This is a genomic window from Johannesbaptistia floridana, assembly GCF_057440575.1.
Map to the genome: position 1 here is coordinate 1 of NZ_JALKVM010000040.1, position 21,814 is coordinate 21,814.

20 protein-coding genes are annotated in these 21,814 nt (G+C 37.5%); 15 read left to right on the top strand and 5 right to left on the bottom strand.

Annotated features, from left to right (window positions below; genetic code table 11):
- Positions 1-161 precede the first annotated feature (161 nt).
- The 3 genes from MW688_RS02870 to MW688_RS02880 all read left to right on the top strand — a co-directional run bounded on the left by MW688_RS02870 (position 162) and on the right by MW688_RS02880 (position 4,367).
- A complete protein-coding gene (locus tag MW688_RS02870) occupies positions 162-1,580 on the top strand; it encodes a protein kinase domain-containing protein (protein WP_486734408.1) in 1,419 nt (472 codons plus the stop codon).
- A 979-nt stretch (positions 1,581-2,559) separates the two neighbouring features.
- Complete coding sequence (locus MW688_RS02875; protein ID WP_486734409.1) at positions 2,560-2,793, top strand: photosystem II protein, Psb35-related; 234 nt, start codon at positions 2,560-2,562, stop codon at positions 2,791-2,793.
- A gap of 590 nt (positions 2,794-3,383) precedes the next feature.
- On the top strand, positions 3,384-4,367 hold the full coding sequence (locus tag MW688_RS02880; protein WP_486734410.1) for a pyruvate dehydrogenase complex E1 component subunit beta: 984 nt from the start codon (positions 3,384-3,386) through the stop codon (positions 4,365-4,367).
- Here the strand turns inward: MW688_RS02880 and MW688_RS02885 are convergent, their stop codons facing one another.
- Positions 4,368-4,976: a molybdenum cofactor guanylyltransferase gene (locus MW688_RS02885; protein WP_486734411.1), complete on the bottom strand. Its 609-nt coding sequence runs from the start codon at positions 4,974-4,976 to the stop codon at positions 4,368-4,370.
- Positions 4,977-5,004: 28 nt separating this feature from the next.
- On the opposite strand from MW688_RS02885, the gene MW688_RS02890 reads away from it, so the two are divergent.
- The 5 genes from MW688_RS02890 to MW688_RS02910 all read left to right on the top strand — a co-directional run bounded on the left by MW688_RS02890 (position 5,005) and on the right by MW688_RS02910 (position 9,363).
- A complete protein-coding gene (locus MW688_RS02890) occupies positions 5,005-5,766 on the top strand; it encodes a GDSL-type esterase/lipase family protein (RefSeq protein WP_486734412.1) in 762 nt (253 codons plus the stop codon).
- 318 nt (positions 5,767-6,084) lie between these two features.
- Positions 6,085-6,960 (top strand): alpha/beta fold hydrolase, encoded by an 876-nt coding sequence (locus MW688_RS02895; RefSeq protein ID WP_486734413.1) that lies wholly within the window; start codon positions 6,085-6,087, stop codon positions 6,958-6,960.
- A 156-nt stretch (positions 6,961-7,116) separates the two neighbouring features.
- A complete protein-coding gene (locus tag MW688_RS02900) occupies positions 7,117-7,431 on the top strand; it encodes a DUF6679 family protein (RefSeq protein ID WP_486734414.1) in 315 nt (104 codons plus the stop codon).
- Positions 7,432-7,577: 146 nt separating this feature from the next.
- A complete protein-coding gene (locus MW688_RS02905; RefSeq protein WP_486734415.1) occupies positions 7,578-8,192 on the top strand; it encodes a precorrin-8X methylmutase in 615 nt (204 codons plus the stop codon).
- Positions 8,193-8,202: 10 nt separating this feature from the next.
- Positions 8,203-9,363, top strand: coding sequence for a restriction endonuclease subunit S (locus tag MW688_RS02910; RefSeq protein WP_486734416.1), 1,161 nt, complete (start codon positions 8,203-8,205; stop codon positions 9,361-9,363).
- A 451-nt stretch (positions 9,364-9,814) separates the two neighbouring features.
- Here the strand turns inward: MW688_RS02910 and MW688_RS02915 are convergent, their stop codons facing one another.
- Together MW688_RS02915 and MW688_RS02920 are read right to left on the bottom strand one after the other, a co-directional pair.
- The gene (locus tag MW688_RS02915) at positions 9,815-10,888 is read right to left on the bottom strand and encodes a hypothetical protein (RefSeq protein ID WP_486734417.1); all 1,074 of its coding nucleotides are present in this window, start codon (positions 10,886-10,888) and stop codon (positions 9,815-9,817) included.
- 26 nt (positions 10,889-10,914) lie between these two features.
- Positions 10,915-11,901, bottom strand: a complete 987-nt coding sequence (locus MW688_RS02920) for a hypothetical protein (protein WP_486734418.1) — start codon at positions 11,899-11,901, stop codon at positions 10,915-10,917.
- Between the two features lie 108 nt (positions 11,902-12,009).
- On the opposite strand from MW688_RS02920, the gene MW688_RS02925 reads away from it, so the two are divergent.
- From MW688_RS02925 to MW688_RS02935, 3 genes are all read left to right on the top strand, one after another.
- Positions 12,010-12,348, top strand: coding sequence for a helix-turn-helix domain-containing protein (locus tag MW688_RS02925; protein ID WP_486734419.1), 339 nt, complete (start codon positions 12,010-12,012; stop codon positions 12,346-12,348).
- 21 nt (positions 12,349-12,369) lie between these two features.
- A complete protein-coding gene (locus MW688_RS02930; protein ID WP_486734420.1) occupies positions 12,370-13,011 on the top strand; it encodes an ImmA/IrrE family metallo-endopeptidase in 642 nt (213 codons plus the stop codon).
- Positions 13,012-13,182: 171 nt separating this feature from the next.
- A complete protein-coding gene (locus tag MW688_RS02935; RefSeq protein WP_486734421.1) occupies positions 13,183-13,707 on the top strand; it encodes a DUF2518 family protein in 525 nt (174 codons plus the stop codon).
- On the opposite strand, the gene MW688_RS02940 is transcribed toward MW688_RS02935, so the two are convergent.
- Entirely contained in the window at positions 13,684-14,556 is an 873-nt protein-coding gene (locus tag MW688_RS02940; protein WP_486734434.1) for an alpha/beta fold hydrolase, read from the bottom strand. The two genes, MW688_RS02935 and MW688_RS02940, sit on opposite strands and share 24 nt — an antisense overlap.
- An 86-nt stretch (positions 14,557-14,642) precedes the next feature.
- Between MW688_RS02940 and MW688_RS02945 the strand changes: the two genes are divergently transcribed.
- Positions 14,643-15,353 (top strand): class I SAM-dependent methyltransferase, encoded by a 711-nt coding sequence (locus MW688_RS02945; protein ID WP_486734422.1) that lies wholly within the window; start codon positions 14,643-14,645, stop codon positions 15,351-15,353.
- A gap of 231 nt (positions 15,354-15,584) precedes the next feature.
- Here the strand turns inward: MW688_RS02945 and MW688_RS02950 are convergent, their stop codons facing one another.
- Positions 15,585-15,794 (bottom strand): hypothetical protein, encoded by a 210-nt coding sequence (locus tag MW688_RS02950; protein WP_486734423.1) that lies wholly within the window; start codon positions 15,792-15,794, stop codon positions 15,585-15,587.
- 669 nt (positions 15,795-16,463) lie between these two features.
- Here MW688_RS02950 and MW688_RS02955 point away from each other — a divergent pair.
- From MW688_RS02955 to MW688_RS02965, 3 genes are all read left to right on the top strand, one after another.
- On the top strand, positions 16,464-18,614 hold the full coding sequence (locus tag MW688_RS02955) for a galactose oxidase early set domain-containing protein (protein ID WP_486734424.1): 2,151 nt from the start codon (positions 16,464-16,466) through the stop codon (positions 18,612-18,614).
- Positions 18,615-18,750: 136 nt separating this feature from the next.
- A complete protein-coding gene (locus MW688_RS02960) occupies positions 18,751-20,832 on the top strand; it encodes a Dyp-type peroxidase (protein ID WP_486734425.1) in 2,082 nt (693 codons plus the stop codon).
- A gap of 356 nt (positions 20,833-21,188) precedes the next feature.
- Positions 21,189-21,758 carry a hypothetical protein gene (locus MW688_RS02965; RefSeq protein ID WP_486734426.1) on the top strand — a complete coding sequence of 190 codons (570 nt, stop codon included), beginning with the start codon at positions 21,189-21,191 and terminating at the stop codon, positions 21,756-21,758.
- Positions 21,759-21,814: the final 56 nt, after the last annotated feature.

The following is a 21,814-nucleotide window of genomic DNA, read 5'->3' on the forward strand; positions in this document are numbered from 1 at the left end:
TTCTTTAACTCATTACTCATTACTCATTACTCATTACTCAACCACCACAAGTAACTTTGGATAAAGATGCAAGATCTGAGTCGGTGCCTCCTGCCTTCTGCCTCGGTGCCTCAAAAGGATAACCTTTGTACCTCACCAGCCTTAAAAAGGCTATAGCTATCATGAATCAGTGTATTAATCCTAATTGTCTCGCTGTTAATCCCCAAACTAGTAAATTCTGTCAAAAATGCGGTGAGACTCTACTCCTGAGAGAACGTTATCGGCCTTTAAAACTAATTGGACAAGGGGGTTTTGGTAAAACCTTTTTAGCTATAGATGAAGATAAACCATCTCGACCCTATTGTGTGATTAAACAGTTCTTTCCTGCCGACCAAGGAACTGATACAGTAGAAAAAGCAGCCCAACTATTTCGGCAAGAAGCCAAACTCCTAGATGAATTAGGTAAACACCCTCAAATACCAGAACTTTTAGCCTATTTTACCCATTCTGAAAGACAATATTTAGTACAAGAGTATATCGAAGGAAATAATTTAGCCCAAGAATTAGAAACCAAGGGAGTATTCAATGAAAGTCAGATTAAACAATTACTGAAAGACTTACTCACAGTGATAGATTTTGCCCACAGTCAAGGAGTAATCCATAGAGATATTAAACCAGAAAATATCATTAAAAGAAAAAGTGATGGCAAGTTAGTATTAGTAGATTTTGGTGCCGCCAAAGAAATAAAAATAACTTCTTTAAGCGTTACAGGTACTGTAATTGGTTCAGCAGAATATGTAGCACCAGAACAGGCACGGGGTAAGGCGAAAGAAAACAGCGATTTATATAGTTTAGGGGTAACTTGTTTATACTTATTGACTCAAATAAGTCCATTTGAATTGTATGATCTCGGAGAATTAAGCTGGTGTTGGCGAGATTATTTGGTAAATAACCCAGTAAATGCAAAATTAGGTGAGATTTTAGATAAATTAGTAGAACCAGCTACAAAAAAACGTTATGCTACAGCTAAAGAGGTACTAAGTGATTTACAACCTCAGCAGGTATCAACTCCACCAAGGATAAATATCAATCATCAAACCTATAGTCCCAGAAATTTGAGTAATCAAAATCAAACATCTCCAATTAAGAGTCAACGAGGTATAGATTATACTAAATTAGAGCAGTTGCTGGCTAGGGAAAATTGGCGAGAAGCAGATGAAGAGACAGGAAGGTTAATGTTAAAAATTATGGGTAGAGAATCACGGGGTTATCTAAATCAGGACGATTGTCGGAATTTTCCTCCCTCAGAATTAAAAATAATGGACCAATTATGGGTAAAATATAGTAACGGTCATTTCGGCTTTTCTGTACAAAAGCAAATTTGGATTGAATGCGGTGGAACTCCAGGAGAATATGACCCAGCAGTATATTATAAGTTTAGCGATCGCATAGGATGGGGAAAAAATAGTACATTGCTATCTTACTCAGAGCTAACTTTCAATACAACTTCTCCTCTAGCACACCTCCCGGGTGGGTATGGTATTTGGGGGCTTGGTGTGGTTATTGGGAGGTGGTATTCTTTTCTCTTCTCTAGACTATAACATATAAGGGAATCAGGGGAATTTTCTTTTTATTAAAAAAAGAAAATATAACGAAAGCATAAGGCTTTTGGCGTTTCATTACCTGTTAGTCACATCTGAAGTGAAAAGAAGAAAAGAGAGAAAAAAGATAATTTTCTCCTTGAGAAAAAGCTAACCCACAGAAAAAAAGTAGCAAATTATACTAAAAATCATTCTAAAACCTCGTTTAAGACAGACCAATCCCTCAGCGAGAGGTAAAGCGATCGCGCCACAATCAATAACAATATATAGTAACCATAACCTTGTAGGGGCGCAAGCCTTGCGCCCCTACCCCTAATGCTTGCCCCCATATCTTGTTTAATTAAATCTTACATTCCGCACTTCAAAAATCAGCTAGATTGATTGCTAGATTTTCCTCTTGGATTATTGAATCATATCAATTCATTGTCTCATACTCCTCATAGAATGACGAGGAGTAAGCAGGGAGAGACAAGCTTTCAAGGTTTTTCATAAGTGAAAAAATAAAGCGGTTTTGTAAACCAGATGCGAGTATTACTACCTTTGCTCCCGGTGCTCTCGGTGCGTTACGCGCTTCGCGCACTTCACACCCTACTCAATACTAAAGGAGAAAAAATAGTAATTGGGTAGGGTGCGTTAACGAAGTGTAACGCACCATTAATTATTTCGTACTCCTCATGTAATGACGAGGATCAAGCAGGGAGCACGGTCGCAGAGAGTAGAGAGAGAAAGGCTTTTAAGGTTTTTCATAAGTGAAAAAATAAAGGGGTTTTGTAAACCAGATGCGAGTATTACTCCCTTTGCTCCCGGTGCTCCCGGTGCTCTCGGTGCGTTACGCGCTTCGCGCACTTCACACCCTACTAACTTAAATATGATTTATTGGTTAATTAGTTATTTTAAAATATTTGTAAAGCGAAGTTGACAAAACTTAATATAATTGTTACATTAATTTATATAAGAGAAAACTAAAGGAGAAAAAAATATGTTTACAGCAGCATTAATAGCAGTAGTAGTAATTGGATGGACAGCAGCAGCGCTAATTGGAACTCAAGCCTACTTCCGTGGTGAACAAACTAAACCTATTCATAGTCGCAATTTAAACTCACAAGCATTTGAACCTATTGCAGTGAATATAACTGGACAAAAAACAGATTACAGTAACCGTGTACCAGCTTATCCAGTAGATGCTTATTTTAGTAAGAATGTAGCTAATTAAAAAAAGATTAAAGTAGTAGGGGCGCTCATACTTGCGCCCATACCCTTATGCTTGCGCCCTCCTTGAGCGCTTAATATATACTTAGGGCTTGCTGAATAAATACAAAATCTAGATTAGATATAGATTTGAGGCTATTTTTTGTCAAGAAAAGAGCTTTTTTTGGTTTGATTACTCAAAAATTCATAAATTATTATTATAGCAATGAGCGTTGTAGTGTTAACAATATTTATATTTACAGATCCCCCCAACCCCCCTTAACAAGGGGGGCTTTTCATAATAACTGTAAACATCTATTTGGTCATTGCTATACCTTCTGCCTTCTGCTCATATCTTGCACGCAAGTACAAAAGTACAGAAATTGGCCAACAGGTGAGAATCAATTTTTAAGCGTTGAGCATTAATTCTTTAACTCATTACTTAACCCCCACCAGTAACTTTGGGTAAAGATGCAAGATCTGAGGTCCTTACCCTTATGCTTGCGCCCTACTTATTCAAAATTCATTACTGATTGAATAACTCTATATATCAATTATTACTTTTACTCAGCATAGGGATATGATATTATAATTGTTGCTTTATTAAATGGTGATATGGCTGAAACTCTCTTTTTTAACGCTCTTCGCGAAGCTACTGACGAAGAAATGGCCCGAGATGATTCCGTATTTGTTTTAGGAGAGGATGTTGGGCATTATGGTGGCTCTTATAAAGTCACCAAAGACTTATATAAAAAATATGGTGAATTGCGTCTTTTAGACACCCCAATCGCTGAAAATAGCTTTAGCGGTCTAGCAATAGGTGCCGCTATAACTGGTTTAAAACCGATTATCGAAGGAATGAATATGGGCTTTTTGTTGTTAGCTTTTAATCAAATCGCTAACAACGCGGGTATGTTGAGATATACTTCGGGAGGAAATTTTAAGATTCCCCTAGTAATTAGAGGTCCTGGGGGCGTTGGACGCCAATTAGGTGCAGAACATTCCCAAAGACTAGAAGCCTATTTTCATGCAGTCCCTGGATTAAAAATAGTAGCCTGTTCTACTCCCTATAATGCTAAAGGTTTACTAAAATCAGCAATTAGAGACGAAAATCCGGTGCTATTTTTTGAGCACGTATTGTTATACAATCTCAAAGAAAACTTACCAGATACAGAATATTTAATACCCCTAGATAAAGCTGAAATTGTAAGACCTGGTAAAGATGTCACAATTCTAACTTACTCAAGAATGCGTCATCATTGTGTACAAGCCCTCAAGGAAATAGAAAAACAAGGTTATGACCCGGAAATCATTGATTTAATTTCCTTAAAACCTATAGATATGCAGACTATTGGGGAATCAATTCGTAAAACTAACCGGGTGATTATTGTGGAAGAATGTATGAAAACTGGAGGAATAGGTGCAGAATTAGTGGCACTCATCAATGAACAATTATTTGATGAATTAGATGCTCCCATAATTCGTTTATCTTCCCAAGATATTCCTACACCCTATAACGGCAATTTAGAAAGATTAACTATTATTCAACCAGATCAAATTGCCGAAGCAGTAGACAAAATGATGCAACAGCAAATTTAACTATGATTCTTTAGTTAAATAGTTGTGAAACTGATTGAGATCGTCTGGGGTATTACAATTAAACAATAGTTGAGGATGAGAAACCGCAAGTTCAGCAACTTCTTGATTATTTAACCAAATTTGAAAAGAACGGCCGCCTTGAGTAATAAATTGCTGTAAAAGTGGTAGACAATCACGACGATAAAAACCAATTAAAGGCTCCCAACCAAAATTAGTTTTAGGTAAAAGGGCGATCGCCTGTGCTGGAGTATGAGGGAGTAATTTCAGCCAAGAGGCGATCGCCTCAGCTTTTAAACCGGGTAAATCACTAGCGAGTAATAAAACCCAATCTGTATTAACTTGAGCTAATCCTTGGGTAAATCCCACCAAAGGGCCATTTGTTTCCCCTGGAACTAAATAAACTTCTGTGATTAATTTACAATTAGAAGGAAGAATAGACTGGTATTTTTCTGGCCAAGGGGTAACTACGTAGACATCTTTTACATACATACTAACCAGAGAAAAGGTTCTTGGGAGCAGAGGTTGGCCTTTAATAGTAATCAAGGCTTTATCTTTTCCCATACGAGTACTTCTGCCACCTGCTAAAATTATACTGCTAACATTGACCATAATTAGTTAGTTAATTTTAATTCATTCAATGTTCACCAAGTATAGATTAATTTTACTGAGTTCCATAAGTTTAAATATATTCTTAGTTAGCTTATCAGTGATTTGGATAGCTCGTCGGGGAGGTATATCTTACTTAGTTAAAAGATTTGCTGACTTGACTACCTCTGCCTCCGTGGAATCTTCTACCCCTGAATCTTCTCCTCCGCGACTTTCCTATTATGATATGAAAATGGAACAATTCAGTTTACTACCATCTAGAGATAATAGTGTTGTTTTTTTAGGAGATAGTATTACCGAACAAGGAGAATGGAATGAATTACTCGGACAAGCTAATCTTAAAAATCGAGGGATAAGCGGAGATACCACAACAGGAGTAATGAAGCGAATAGATAAAATTGCCGCAACTCAACCCCAGAAACTTTTTTTAATGATTGGAATCAATGATATTTGGTTGAAAAATAGGAAAACCCAAGAAATACTTGATAATTATTTATACATTCTTAATTATTTACAGAAAAATAGTCCTCAAACTCAAGTGTACATTCAGAGTCTCTTACCAGTAAATAATACTGATTTTTCCCGTTTTAAAGGAGATAACCAGCAAGTCAGAGAAATAAATCAACAGTTAGCCCTTATGGCTAAACAGTTTAATTATAACTATATTGATCTTTATCCTCACTTTATTAATACCCAAGACGAACTAGATACCCAATATACTCTAGATGGTATTCATTTGAGTAGCAAAGGGTATTTACTCTGGGCAGATCAGATTAAAAGTTATCTTAAATAGAGTCTTGCAACCCAACACATAATAGTAGGAGACTGGGGAGGTAAATTGTTGGGTTTCGTTACCTCAACCCAACCTACTACTCGAAAATTCATAAATCATTATTACCTCGGAGCCTCCGTGCCTCGGTGCCTCTCTTGCCTTTCTCCTCACCAAAACTTACTTTTTCACCCGTACCCTATTTAGTACTTTTTTAGGAGTGCAAGATATGAGTACAAGATCTATACAAATAGGGAAAATCCAATAATATCAAAAACAAAGTGGTAATTTTTGCTACCATAGATATAGGTCTAGAGTAGCATTTAACAAATCAATAACCAGATGGGAAAGATTGACATACTTGGGGTAACTCATGCTTATGATTTGACAGTGAGTGCAAACCATAACAAAAACCCTGTCTTAATATTTATTCATGGTTGGCTTTTGAGTCGCGGCTATTGGCAACCATTAATTGATTTACTTTCGCCTCAATATTCCTGTTTAGTCTACGATTTACGAGGTTTTGGTGAATCTCAAGAATCATCTTGTCCGAAGAGTAGTCACAGAAGTTATAACCTTGCGTCTTATGCGCAGGATTTGTCCATTTTGATCGAAAAATTAGAGATTGAATCTGCCTGGTTAATTGGACATTCCCTCGGCGGTAACATTGCTCTTTGGGGTGCAAGATATTGTAGTGAGCAAGTAAATGGGGTGATTTGCCTAAACTCCGGCGGAGGAATTTATCTCAAAGAAGAATTTGAACGTTTCCGTAAAGCTGGTGTGCAAATTGTGAAACGACGTCCTCAATGGTTAGCTTATTTACCCCTGATGGATTTAGTTTTTGCCAGGGCAATGGTAGCCAATCCCATAGCGCGTCATTGGGGAAAACAACGTCTTTTAGACTTTCTCAAGGCAGATCAACAGGCTGCTATAAAAAGTTTAATGGATACTACTACAGAAAATGAAGTTCACCTATTACCGCAAATTGTATCGCAAATAGAGCAGCCAGTATATTTTTTAGCGGGTACTAAAGATAAAATTATGGAAATGAAATATGTAGAGCATTTGGCTAGTTTTCATCGCCTGTTTCAAAACAATATCAACAATGTCTTTCCCATTGATGATTGTGGACATTTAGCAATGCTAGAACAACCAGTAGTAGTAAGTCAGCAAATCATGAGATTAGTTCAACCAACAGGAGAATTGAATTTAGTCTAATATATTGGTAGCTGAGAGAAAAAAAATCAGATTTATGCCACAATAGTCATAGAAACAACTAAAATTTAGTTGAAACTCATATATACTAAAAGAGTAGAATAGCCCAGCTAAAGTAAGTAAACATAATAACTAGATAATGAGAGGAGAGATAAAATTATGCTACACCGCAAGATCTATCAACTCTGTACAGACGGGCGAGAAATCAGCATCTTCTTGCGGGATCAGCAACGTTGGATAGAGGCAGCCCAAATTATATCTCTAGAAGGGGATTTAGTTACTATTCGCTATGAAACGGAAGATGAAGAAGAAATTAGCTCTTGGGAAGAGATGTTTCGTTTGGAAAGCATCGGCTCAATTACCCAAAAATTAGCCTCAGTATCAAAAATTAATTCAGAATTATTTATAGCCGAGGATTGTCCAGAAGCAGAGCAAATTCAACGTAATTTTCCAGATAATTTAAATCAAGATTAAGAATTTAAGAGATGGGTAAATTTACTGCAACTGCACTTGGGATCTGAAATTCACATCCAGCAAGGTTGGCAGTTTATTAGCCCATCGCCTTTGTTACCCACCAGTAAACTTGTGCCCAATAATAAAACCTCGTTTTTTACCTACCTATGGACTATCTTCGTGACGGCCAAGAAATTTACCGGGAATCCTTTGCTTTAATTCGTGCTGAAGCTGATTTAACTTCTCTATCTCCTGACTTAGTTCCGGTGGCTATACGTTTAATTCATGCTTCTGGTATGCTAGATATTGTCAAGGATCTAGAAGCGTCACCAGAGGCGGTAAGGGTTGGACGTGAAGCTTTAAAGCAGGGTAATCCTATCCTCTGTGATACTCAAATGGTAGCCCATGGCATTATTACTAAAAACTTACCCAAGAATAATCAAGTTATTTGTACTCTCAATGACGAAAAAGTCCCAGAAATTGCTAAAACTATTAATAATACTCGCACCGCTGCGGCAGTAGAACTCTGGAAACCCTATTTACATCAGGCTGTAGTGGTGATTGGCAATGCCCCTACAGCAGTATTTCATTTACTAGAATTGTTAGAAGCAGGAGAAGCTCAACCTGCTGTTATTTTAGGCTTTCCTGTGGGTTTTGTGGGGGCGGCCACCTCTAAATTAGTTTTAGCTAGTCATCGTTTTGAGATTCCATTTATTACTTTACATGGTAGACGAGGGGGAAGTGCCATGGCCGCCGCCGCCGTCAATGCTTTATCTATATAATGAATGGGTGATGCAATATCTTTTATTAGGTGATTTATGCGAGATTAAAAGTGGTGGGACTCCTTCAAGAAAAAATGCTGATAATTATGGAGGAAGTATCCCATGGGCTAAAATTTCGGATATAGAAGCATGTAATGGCACTCTTATTTCCACAGAAGAAACAATTACTCAACAAGGTTTAAAAGCAATTCGTAATCGAGTTTTTAAAAAAGGAACTTTGCTTTTTGCTATGTATGGTTCAGTGGGCAAAATGGCTTTTGCAGGAAGGGATTTGAGTACTAATCAAGCTATTTTGGGCATAGAAGTTAAAGATACTCAAAAGCTATTTAATCGCTATATTTACTATTGGATGCTTTCTCAAAAAAAGCTATTTTTATTTCAAGCTCAAGGTGTTACACAAAAGAATTTATCAGCTACATTTGTGAGAAACTTGGAAATACCCCTACCTCCTCTAGAAGAACAAAAACGCCTAGCCGCAATACTAGATAAAGCAGAGGAAATACGACGCAAGGGCCAGGAGGCAATAAAGTTAACTGAGGAGTTGTGGCGATCGCTCTTTCTGGATATGTTTGGCGATCCTGTTACCAATCCTCAGGCGTGGGAAGTAAAAACCATAGGAGAGATAACTAGAGTTGAAACTGGTGGAACGCCAAGTCGTGAAAATAACAATTTTTATCATGGAGATATTTGCTGGGTTAAAACAACAGAAGTTAAAGGCGACATCATCAAAGACACAGAGGAAAAATTAACTAAAGAGGGACTAAATACAAGTAATTGCAAAATATTTCCTCAAGAAACTTTGATAGTAGCCATGTATGGTCAAGGTGCTACCCGAGGACGTTCTGCTAAACTTGGCATAGAATCAGCGACAAATCAAGCTTGTGCTGCAATTTTACCCTCTGACAAGATAAAAACTGATTATTTATGGACATATATAAAATTGTCTTATAATAGATTGCGAGATTTAGGAAGAGGTGGAAATCAACCTAATCTAAATCTCACTATGATTCGCAATTTTCAGATAATCATACCACCTTTATATTTACAAGAAAAATTTGTTCAGGTGATGGGACAAATTGATAGAATTAAAAATCATCAAAAGAAGGCAAGAGAAAAAGATCAAGAAGTATTTAACTCTCTACTACAAAAAGCTTTCCGAGGGGAACTTTGAGAAATAATACTTAAGGAGTGACCACAAGCCCCCCCAGGGCCCAGGGCTGTTTTGTTCTTGACAAAGAAAATGGTGAGGAGGAGCACCGGAGCACGGGGGCACCGGAGCACGGGAGAGGGGATTTTTTGCTAATAATAAATCCCCTTTTTTCTAATAATAGCTAAAAAGAGCGTCAACTTTTGTTGTGTCTAGCTTCTAGCTTACGACAAAATTTTAGAATAAAACAGCCCTGCCCCCAGGGCCCTTGAAAGCTCCAGAATTGCCTTTTCCTCATATCTTCCACCAAAACAAAAGTACAGAAATTGGCCGACAAGGGAGAATCAATTTTTAAGCGCGATCGCATTAATTCTCTTACTCATTACTCATTACTCATTACTCATTACTCAACCACAACCAGTAACTTTGGGTAAAGATGCGAGGGTCTGAGTTTTCTGGAGTTCCCTTTTATGACTTACTTATTTTTCTGTGAATTTTTCGCTTGTTCTACCGCAATTTCTCTCATAGCTTCAAAGGAATTACGATTAGAAGTTCCTTCAATCGCTTTTACTGCTAAATCTTGTACTTGTTTTTGTACTGATTCTAACTGTTTAGATAGGCTTTGAATCCGTTGTTGTTGACTTGCAATACTCTCTTCTAAAGATTGTATTCTTAGTTGATAGTTTTGTTTTTCTCCTTCTATTTCTTTGTTGCGTAAATCTGCTTTAATTTTAGCTTGATAGTAGCCAATCCCTTTTCCTTGTTCTTTACCTAGTTTTTTCTTCTCTTCTAGTTTTGTTTTAAATTCTTCAACTTTTTGTTTCAATTCTGCATATTTTTTCTCTCTCTCTGCTAGTTTTTCTTCTCTTTCTTTCCATTCTTTTTCTTGCACTTCTTTTATTTCTGCTAACTCTTTGTAGAGATTTTTCTTATTCTGTCCATACTCTTCTTCACTTAATTCAAACTCTAATTGTAAGCTATATTCGTACTCCTCAGCTTCTCTAGCTTTATTTTTTTGATAGTTATTATTTCTCTCTTTTAGTTGTCTATTGTATGTTTCTTTTTCTTTTTCCCAAGCTTTACGTAAGTCTTGAATTTCTTGAAGTAAAGTTTCTTGTTGTTCTTCTAGTTCTTGTTTAAAAGTTTTATCACTTTCTTGATAAGCTTCAATTAATTCATCTAGAGTATCTTCTGTAATAGTTTCTAGTTGATGTAATTCTTTTAATTGTTCTTTCTCGGTTGTTAGTGATTCTTGCAATCTCCCTAGTTGAGTTGCTTCGGCGATTAGCCTTTCTGAAAGGTTACTAACTGTTCCTCCAAAATTTAGTTTCAGCTTTTCTAAGCTTTCTAGAGTTTGATTAATATCACTTGATTCTACTTTTGTTTGATTCATTGTTTTAGGAGTATTTTGAGAGGGTTTAGAGTTGGTGGCTGTTGATTTTTGCTTTTCTAATTTTTTTAATTCTGTTTCTAGTTCTTGTTTTTCTTTTTTTAACTCTTGAAATGCTTCTAGTATTTGTGCTTTGGTATTTTTAGAATTAATTGTCATGGTTATTCTCTCTCTCTGTTTGATTTTTAGTTAGTATTAGCGGGAGATTGAAAAGCGCGAAGGGCAAGATTTTGTGCTTGATTATTGGTTGCTTGCAGTTGAGTATTCAATTCGGCTATTTCTTCTATTTGCTTTTCTAGAGTATTCTCTAGAGATTTTATTTTTAGTTCATAGCCTTGTTTTAAGCTTTCCCATTCTTTTTCTTGTAAATCTGTTTTAACTTTGATATCTCTTTCGGCATCTTTGATTGCTTCGCCTTTGGCATCGTTGTAAGCTTTGTTTAAGGCTTCTTCAAATCCTTCTACTTCTTTCTCTTTTGCGGCAAAGTCAGCTTGATTATCTGCTAGATATTTTTCTCTTTCACGCCATCCTTTTTGTTTGTTTTGGTTCGTTTCTCGTAGTTCTCTTTCTTGGTTACGTTTGGTTTCATTATATTCATCTGTCTCCATTTTTCGCTGTCTTTCTATGGAATAGAGTAAGTCGGCTTTTTCTTGTTCACGGGTTTGTTGTAATAATTCTTGTTCTTCAGTAATTCTTGCGGTGAATTCTTCGGCTTCTTTTTCCCATGCTTTACGGGTTGATTCTTGTTCTTTGATTAAGGCTTCTCTTTGTTCGTTTATTCGATTTTCTAAGTTTTTGAGTTTCTCTTGATGTTCTTGTGTCAGTATATCTAAGGCATCTGCTGCTAAACGAATTTTTTTGATTTGTTCTAGGTTTTCTGTTTCAACAGCGATCGCCTTTTGCAATTCTTCTAGTTTAGATGATTGGTTGCTTAGACGTTCTGATAGTTCGTTAATTATATTGCCAAAATCTAACTGTAGAGATGCTAAGCTGTTAACTATGTTATTAATAGTGTAGTCAGCTACCGTATTTAATAGTTCTTGGTTTTTCGCTTTTTCTGCTGCTTCTTCTTTGGTGGATACTTTGGAATCGCTTTTTTGATATTCCCCTAGGAGTTTTGCAAATGATTCGATGATTTCTGCTTTGGTATCTTTTACCGGAGTTTGAGTCATGGCTATTTTGCTCAATTGATTTTTTCTTCAACAATACTATAATAATCAGAGTTGACTTGTTCGTCAAGATTATTTAAAATAATTAATAAAAGACTAGGAAAAGTAAAAGTGAGAGAGCGTTTTAGCGATTTAATCAAGACAGCGAGAAAAAATAAAGGTTATAGTCAAAGGGAGTTAGCAGATTTAATCGGGCAAGATTTCACATACGTATCTAAATTAGAGAATGATCGTGCCCAATATGCGCCTAAGGAGGAAGTAATTCGCAAAATAGCCCGTCATCTAGAATTAGATGAAGAGGAATTAATCTTTTTAGCAGGACGTATTCCCCAGCAAGAAGAGGATTTTCTGAAAGAAAACTATAAGGATATGCCGAAATTGTTTAGAAGAATGCGAGAGAATCCGAAATTTGCCCAAGAAGTGTTTAAAAAAGCTCAAAAAAACATGTAAAGAAAGAATGTAAATAGAAAGATGAATTTAATCCATAAATTCCGGTATAGAAAGAAACAAGAAATAGAGGCGATCGCCAATCAGATTTTGATAAATATGGCTAAAGACTCTAAATATGTACCGAAGTGGCCTTTAGATAGTAGTAGGGTGGCTGAATTTTTAGGATTAGACATAGTCTGGGATAAAATTGACGCTGATGAAGAGGGGATGATTGCGGCGAGAATTCTGCCCTTAAAAAAGTTGATTGAGATTAATGAGAATATACCTCAACTAAAGGGTGGTTTTGGAGAATCAACAATTGCCCACGAGGTAGGACATTGGGTACTTCATATTAATCATAAGGCTGTGAAAGATTATTTACAGCTAAGTAAACAGGGAATGATTCCTACTACTTCCCGTTTAATTTGTAGAAGTCAGCAAAGCCAAGGCGGCAGGGAATGGCAAGCGCAGTATTTCGCCACCTGTTTATTGATGCCGAGAAATCAGTTAGATTTAGCAGTGAGAGATAAAAATTTAGAGAATTGGCGGCATTTGTATCAAGCGGCAGAAGAATTAGGGGTAACTATATCTAATTTGGTTCATCGTCTTAAAGATGTAGGCTGGATTCAGGTTACCCCTAATACTCGTAAAATTACAATACTTAATTTGCCTGGTTGTCGATAGTCTGTGGGTAATAAATTAAGATTAAGCAAAAATAAAAAAAATTCTTTGTCAAGCATTTGGTAATTATTATATTCAAAATGAAAGTCATAACCAGATTTACTATAGAGTGTCGAACACTTTCAATTTTTGATAAAATGCCTGAGTACCAAGAAAAAATTAGTCGAAATACAAATGGATCTTAACTTGCCTACTGATTTAAGCATTTATACTCAATGGTCAGGAATTTTGACCTTAGCGTGTTTAGGATTAACAATTATCGCCCTAATAGCAGGTTGGGGGTTTCGCTTTCGTTTAGTAGGGATAACAGGATTTATGGCCGTATTAACTGTAGGTTTATTTGGTTTGAGTTTAGGATTAACGACTCGAACAGTTATTCCTGGGGCAGTACGCTTTAGTTTAGTTTATGATAATGGGGGAGATAGAGCAGTAGTTGCTATTCCCAACGAAGTTACTCCCACGGAAGTAGAAGCTACTTTACGCCAAGCAGCTAGTGATTTATACTCCTATGGTAGAAGTGGTCCTGAGAATAAATTAACTATAAAAATTAGAACAGTAACTCATCCAGAGTCTGGAGTATCAAAACCCCTATATCTAGGAGAAGTCAAACGTTCCCTGGGAATGCGTGAAGATGAGAATATGGAAATAAAAGTATTTACAGAAAATTTCGCTCAATTACCCTCTCAAAAAAGCAGTTAATTCTGAATAAGTAGCTAGGGGGGCTTCTTCAGGGAGAAAATGACCACAATTAAGAGCTTTTCCCTGGAGATTGGTAGCCTGTTGACGCCAAACCTCTAAAACATCGTATTTACGGCCAATTATACCTCGTGCTCCCCATAGTAACAGTAGAGGGCAAGTAATCAGGCGATCGCCTTTTTGGTCGTGTTCTAAATCTATAGTACTAGCCGCGCGGTAGTCTTCACAGGTACCATGAATAGTACGAGGGTCTCGAAAACAACGACGATATGAAGCTAATGCCTCAGCATCAAAAGCATTAGGTATTCTACTCCAACTCTGGAGACAAAAATCCAAAAAGTAGTCAGGATTAGCGCCAATGAGAGTTTCAGGAAAAGGATAGGGTTGAATCAGAAAAAACCAGTGATAATAGGCAGTAGCAAACTCTTGATCAGTAGTTTTATATAAATCATAAGTAGGTAAAATATCTAAAAGGGCCAATTTCTTAACTTTTTGGGGATAATCCAAAACTAAACGATGGGCAACTCTAGCGCCGCGATCATGACCTACTAGGTAAAATTGCTCATAACCCAATTTAGACATAACTGCTACTTGGTCTTGAGCCATAACCCGCTTAGAATAGTTACTATGATTCTGATTACCGCTAGGTTTAGAACTATCCCCATAACCCCTTAAATCAGTAGCTATAACCGTAAACTCTTTAGCTAAATCAGGTAAAATTTTAGACCACATTTGATAGTTTTGAGGGTAACCATGCAGTAGTAAAACCACTTCAGAAGCATTTCCTGCTTTTACATAGTTAATTTGAACATCTCCAATTTCAACTAATTGTGGGGATAAGTTAAGCATTATTAGTAATCTTTTCAGAATTTATAATAAATTATGATATATTAACTTTAGCTTCTACGAAGCTAGAGCGCTATATTTTCCTAAACTAAATGCTATTTGATCAAGAATATTATATTTCTATAAATCAGGCGCGTTGGCAAGCAGTCAGTGAAATACTGCAACAACTGTCAAATCAACCTGAATTTTCTTTATCCACCTGTTTAGATGTAGGTTGTGGTCCAGGCTGGTTTGCTGCTAAATTAGTAGAGTTAGGGTTACAAGTCCAAGGCATCGATGGAAGAGAAGAATTAATTACTGCGGCTCAATCTAGAGTGAAAAACGCGCAATTTTTACAAGTAGATGCTGAATCAAAAACAGCCATGTCTAAGTGTCAAACCTCTGATTTAGTTTTATGCTTAGGCTTAATTTATCACACAGAAAATCCCTTTAGAGTAGTGAGAAATGTGGCGGCTTTAACCCAAAAAGTTTTATTAGTTGAAAGTATTATTATCCCTAATAGTGAACCAATTACCTGGCTAATCGAAGAAGGAAAGAATGAAACCCAAGGATTAACTCACTATGCCATGCTTCCTAGTCGCAATTGTTTACTAAAAATGCTGCAAGTCTCCGGTATTCCCCACATTTATGAATACACTGGCACTATCAATCATACAGATTTTCTGGAAACCCCAAGTAAACATCGTAGACGGCAATTATTTATGGCTACAAGAATGCCGATACATCTAGATAACTTTCAAGAAGTTCCAGAAATTCAAACACCCAAGTATACCAAAGATAAGTTTAATAAAAATTCTACATAACAATTATTTTTGATTAGTATAGTCAGTTGTGTAAATCTAATAAGTTTTGAGAGTCTATAGCTGAATAATAATCATACTATAAACTTCAATAGATATTGTAGGTTGGGTTGAGGAAGCGAAACCCAACAATCTACTCATTGTCTCCGACTATACTCACATCTTGCACCAGTACTTCTGTACTGGTGCAAGATATGAGTTAACCTTTCAAGAGCAGATCAAAAAACCCTATCATCAGTTTTCAGTATGCCCATTGAGCAAATCTTGGTAACCTGTATTGCCATTTCTTAAATCAAAATTTTTGGCAATAGTTAAGGTTTGTTGATAAAACCAATCGATTATTTTTGAACAATCATAAACTCCTTCTTTATTGTACAAAGGAAATTTTTTAACTAAATTGAGTTTAATAAAATCTTCTTGGTTTCTTGAAGATATTTTTTTCAACGTAACCGTTCAGGGGGCGATCGCTCTCATCCCCAGGCTAAACAGCACTGGGGACTTCTCGCTCACCTAGTTAAATCAAGAAGACCAAAGAGATAACTTTCAAGTAGATCGCGATCGCTTAATTTATTCTTTAGCTTTCCGAAGATTAGCACAACTAAAGAAGGTAATATTTTTCATAATCCCTTGACAAATAGCCTCTGAGTGAAGCGGAGATAAGGATATGTAGAGGTACAAGAAAAAAGTTTAAAAAAATTCAACCAAAAGGGATATAATCGTGATGTACTTGGGTAAATGTGGCTGATTTTGAGTTAGATTTTTATTTACCAATGGTTGGTAAATTCTTAAATCATCAATACTTCAAGTTATTGAATGTTCATTTTGATACCTAGATTCAGCAAAGCATCTGGATAGATGTATCAAGTACTCGAAAAACCCTTTTGTAATTTATGGATTTATCTGATAGTCTTCTTCTGAGTCATATCTACTGATAGCGATCGCTTAAAGTAATTCCTTATGAGTGAGTAATTGGACAAAATTAATTTCATTAATTTTATAAGCAAGAGGCTGAATTTCCGATTAGACCATCATACTAACAAACAAAATACAGTAAATGATTTTGTCTATCTACTTATTTTGTGGGCTTTGTTACTAAATCTGTCACAATAATTTATGAATAGAGAAAAATTTATGATCGAGACGCAGAACAAACTAATTAAGGTTTTGGCAATCTTTGTCTTGACAGTTGCAGTGATCTTTTGTGATTGGAGTTATGCCCTAGCTGATGGGGAGGAAGCCTCCTCAGATTCAATTTGCATGGGACCTCCTAGCGAGCTGGAAACTAAACTGCGAAACACCCTAAAGGATAAACTGTTAGCCTACGAAGGTTGTCCGACAGAAATGGGTGCTTGGTATATGTTACCAATGCCCGAAGAAAAGGATCGGATGCAAGCTGTCCACACAGTTCTATTACCAAACTCAAAAGTTTTAATTGTCAATGGTAGCAGTAACCGCAATCACGTTACAGCAGATGGCTACATCGAAGACGATATTAATAATGGTGATAATGAAGTAGTTGACAACACTTCCATATTTGACCCTTCCTATTCCGATTTCTATAACAATTCCGCTCCAGACTTCACCAAATCCCCATTCGAGCGCATTTCATCCCCCGATGCTATAGTCAACGGTGAAATAAATGACCTTTTCTGTTCTGGTCATTTGCACCTACCCAACGGAGATGTACTATTTGTCGGAGGTACTCGAAGATACTACCCTGGTGTAAAGTTTGAAGGATCGAGAAATGCCAATATTTTTCACTGGGAAGAGGAAAAGAAAAACGATCCTTGGGAAAACATAGGTTTAACAGAGGATGGTCACTGGTATCCTACCCTTGTCCCTCTAGCTGATGGGAAAATAGCTTCCTTCTCAGGACTCACAATTTCCCCATCACAGATTATTAGTACTCTGGTGGAAATTTACGATCCCGAAAATCAAGAAGAACCTTGGCAGTCTATTGATATCAAGGATTTTCCCAACAACCCCTTCAGTACTGCGATGAACGACGAGAATTTCGGATCAGATCTCATCGATCTTTACGCACGCATACTACCAACCAAAGAGAAAAACAGGTTCTTAATCACGGGAGATGGCGGTGGTAAAAACAATGCCAAAATAGCCCATGCAAGTGTCCATAGCTATTTCGTAACCTTCAATAAAAACCCTGAGACTGGAAAGTATTCCATAAGCTTCGAGAAAGGTCCAGACAGAAAGGCTATTAACAAAGTGTATGGCACAGCGGCACTAGATCCCAGTTCTCCTAACGGGGATATCCTCTTAATGGGTGGCATCATGGGCACCAATAACATTGGTATTGGTCCTGGAAAAGATGTCATTGAGGGAGCAACCATTGTTGCTAGTCTAGAGCGTTGGAAAGCACCAGAATTAGAAAATGCTTCAGGTGAATGGGAGATTGATCATCAATTTTTTGCCAAAATTGATGATGATATTCTAATAGAGACTGAGGATATCGTAGATGATAAGGTCAAAAACTTACCACTTAAATATAAATATGTGATGCAGCATGATTCCAAGTTGGGTCGCTATGGCAAGCGGGCTATGGAACAGGCTGTCATTCTACCCACAAAGGAAATTTTGGTTGTCAATGGAGGTAACTACGCGGAAACTCGTCCGGTTTACAACCCCACCTTGTTGACTCCAGATGCCACCAAAACCGACCACCAAGGCTTCCGCACCAAGCTGATGAACCCAGATGTTGAACCCAGGCTTTATCACAATAATGCTTTGCTGTTACCAGATGCACGGGTATTAGTTATGGGTGGCAACAACTCACGCGCTGCCAGATATGATGAAGATGGAACGGTTCGTTTAGATACCAAGAACGATTTCGCCTTTGTTGAGAAAGGTACTGAAGGCAATAGTGGAGAAATCTGGCAACACGCAATTTTTTACCCGCCTTATCTCTTCGGATCAAGCACCCGCCCAGAAATTGAGACAGATATTACACAACTACAATACGAGAAGTCTCAAATCATCTCTGTGAGCAATGCCTCTACCGATGATCTAGATTCTCTAGTTCTTATGAAATTGGGATCTGCTACCCACTCTTTTGATATGGGTCAACGCTTGGTAGATCTCCAGATTACAAGTAAAATACCTAGTGAAACTGATAACAACACTAGCATTAGCTTCACTGCTCCCACCAACGACCACTTTAGCCCACCTGGCTACTATATGCTGTTCTACGTCAATAGTGATGGTAAACCTTCTCACGCCAAGATTGTGCAATTAGTAAAGGCTTGATTTACGGGACGTTAATTCTTTCACTAAGGGAATATTTGAAAAACATTAAGTTTAAACAATTATTGTTTCTCAAATATTTTCCACTTTTACTTTCAACCAGACAAGTTTATCTAAATATTAAAAAAGGAGTTTAGGTATGGCTGACATCAGCGAAAAAATCACCAAAATCACCGAAATTGTTACCCCTTTTGATAAGTTTGAATATGAAGCTCTGTTAGATGAAATACAGGGCAACATCCTTAAATCCCATGGAAGAAACCATTCTATTCATTTATTCTTGAAATTCACAGGCGATCGAGAATTGGTAAAGCAATGGATTGGCAATTTTACTCACAAGTATGTTACCTCAGCACTAGCTCAAGCCGAGCAGGCGAAGCAGCATCGACAGAATGAAGGAGAAGGTAAACTATTTACCAATTTCTTTTTGACATCGGCTGGTTATAGGTATTTAAATTATGATTCTAATCAAAATTTCAATGAGCAATATAATCAACCATTCAACCAAGGGATGAAAGATAAAAATATTCAGAACGAACTCGGCGATGATGTTGAGCAATGGGAAAGTGGATTGAAGGAAGACATTCATGCTCTTATATTGCTCGCCGGTGATAAGATAGTAGGTCCACGAACCCAGGAGGCAAAGCTCCAAGAGCAGATAAACTGGAAGTTGCTGCCCAAGGAACCAGCCCTATTAGTAAACAAGGCAAAGAAAATCCAAGAAGAGCTAGAAAACAAAAATATCGCCACAGTTGTTCACAAGGACATAGGTTATGTCCTCAGAAATAAAGAGACAGGAGCAGAGATGGAGCATTTCGGATTCCGAGATGGAGTTAGTCAACCGCTGTTCCTGAAGCGAGATATAGACAAGGAAAGAGAACATAGCGACTTTTCCAAATGGGACCCCCGCGCACCCCTAAACTTGGTTTTGTTCAAAGATCCTTTGGGCGAAAAAGATGAGAGTTACGGCAGTTTTTTGGTGTATCGCAAACTAGAGCAAAACGTTAAAGCCTGGAACCAGGATGTGGTTAACAACTTGGCTGAGAATCTGAAAGGTTCTGAAGAAGCAAATCCAGCTTTAGCAGGAGCATATACTATGGGACGCTTCCAGGATGGAACACCAGTGGTTCTCCAAAATACACCAAGCGGGCAACAGCCTGAAGAGAACAACTTTAATTATTATGAAGACGATCAGAAGGCTCTAAAGTGTCCTTTCCATGCTCACACTCGCAAGGTCAATCCCCGTGGCGATACAATAAGAGAAAATTTTGAAGAAAGTGATCTAGAAATAGAGAAGATGCATCGTATTGCTCGTCGGGGAATAAACTATGGAGAGCTTCCTGATGAGGAACCAGAGACTGAGGCTGGACTGCTGTTTTTGTGCTTCCAAGCCAATTTAGCAAATCAGTTCAACTTCATGCAGAGTTCATGGGCTAATGAACCTAACTTTTTCAAGCGAGATGTAGGGACAGATGTAGTCATTGGTGTCGAAAAAAAGGAAAATAATACCGATGGTGAGTTAGTCGCTGTCAAAGAGACATACCAGTGGCCTACTAACTGGGGCGAATCAGGACAGACGGAAGCTGACTTCAGCCATTGGGTAACCATGAGAGGGGGAGAATATTTTTTTGCACCCAGCATGAGTTTCCTTAAGTCTTTCGCTCCTGCTCCCACCCGCAATATCATATTTCGGGGAGTTCCCAAAGAAGAGATTCAAGCTGCTCAAAATATGATTAAGGAACTCGAAAATTACAAGGATAAAAACTGGGGAATTGGTTTGAATGGGGAGACTAGCGAACCAGATGGATTCCTCCGCTTCTTCGACCAGCGAAACCTGCCATTTAAGTTTTATGTGCAGAGTTCGAGTTCGCAGGTGCGAGTAGCAGTTGGCGATAACTCTGCCTACGAGGATAACATCAAAACGCTGAATAAATACATCGAAGATCTAAGCAACCAGGAGATTGAGTCCAGCGAATATAAAATCGCCGAACTTCAGGAATACAAAGACCTTCACTGGGCAATTGGTTTAAACGGAGATACTCTTAAGCCAGACAGATTCCTTAGCTTTTTTGGTGAACGAGAGCTACCATTCCAGTTTTTTGTGCGAAGTGAAAATGTTTCCTTAGGTGATGAATCTGCCTACGAGAAGAACATTAATAAACTTGAGGAATACATTTCCGATTTAGAACAGGTGGTAAGCGAGTGCTTGACGGATAAATAGGTAGCATCGCATTTTTGTAAGGATAAAACTAACATTCCGCACGTTAACTGTAACACAAATAAAAACATGGGGAGTCAGCTATTTTTGCGATCGCAAAGCCTTCAAATGTTAATGCAACATAAAGTATACAATTAATGTTGCGTGTTATTTATTGTGTTACAGTTATTACAAAAAACGTGCGGGTGATGGTTGAGTTTTGAAGTAATGAGTTTTGAAGTAATGAGTTTGTTTAGTATTTATACTTACTTTTTTTGAACAAAAACTACGATTAGCTATTGATATTGTAGCTAGTTTAAGTGACTCAGAAGCCGTATTGCTGTATCGTCGTTTTACTAGCTTAGAAAACAGTTCGATTATTGACTATATTAATTAATATGAATACTATTGCCCCCTGGTATTGGCGATCGCTCCCCCTCCATAACCGTACTGGTGCTCATATTTTTGACCAGTTATTTCGCCGTACCAATACTATTGCTACTCTGTTAGAAAGTCCCTTTCCTAGTTATTTAGAACAGCCTAACTTAGCTAGATACTCCATTTGTGCAGGTGAACCTCGGGTGATTAATGGCCAAACTCAACTTTGGACACCAACTGTAGGAAAAATCCTGCCATTACTACGTTTTTTGTGCCAAAGAAACCATAAATTAGTTACTCAAGAACACCCTGATTTACCCTTTATTGGGGGTTGGCTAGGTTGGTTAGGCTACGACTTAGCCTGGGAAATTGAACGCCTACCTCAACTGAAACTGGATAATCTCCCTTTTCCTGTAGCCTATTGGTACGAACCGAGAGCTTTTGCGATCGCCGATCATTTAAAACAAGTACTTTGGTTAGCCGCCTCTACTCCTACAGAATTAACTGAATTAGAAGAACGTTTAAATACTTCTATTCCCTCTCCTCCTCTTTCTTTAGACTCACCCAAATAGGCGTAAAGAGGGGATACGTGTAAAATTTAACACGATGTAAAGATTTGTAACAAATT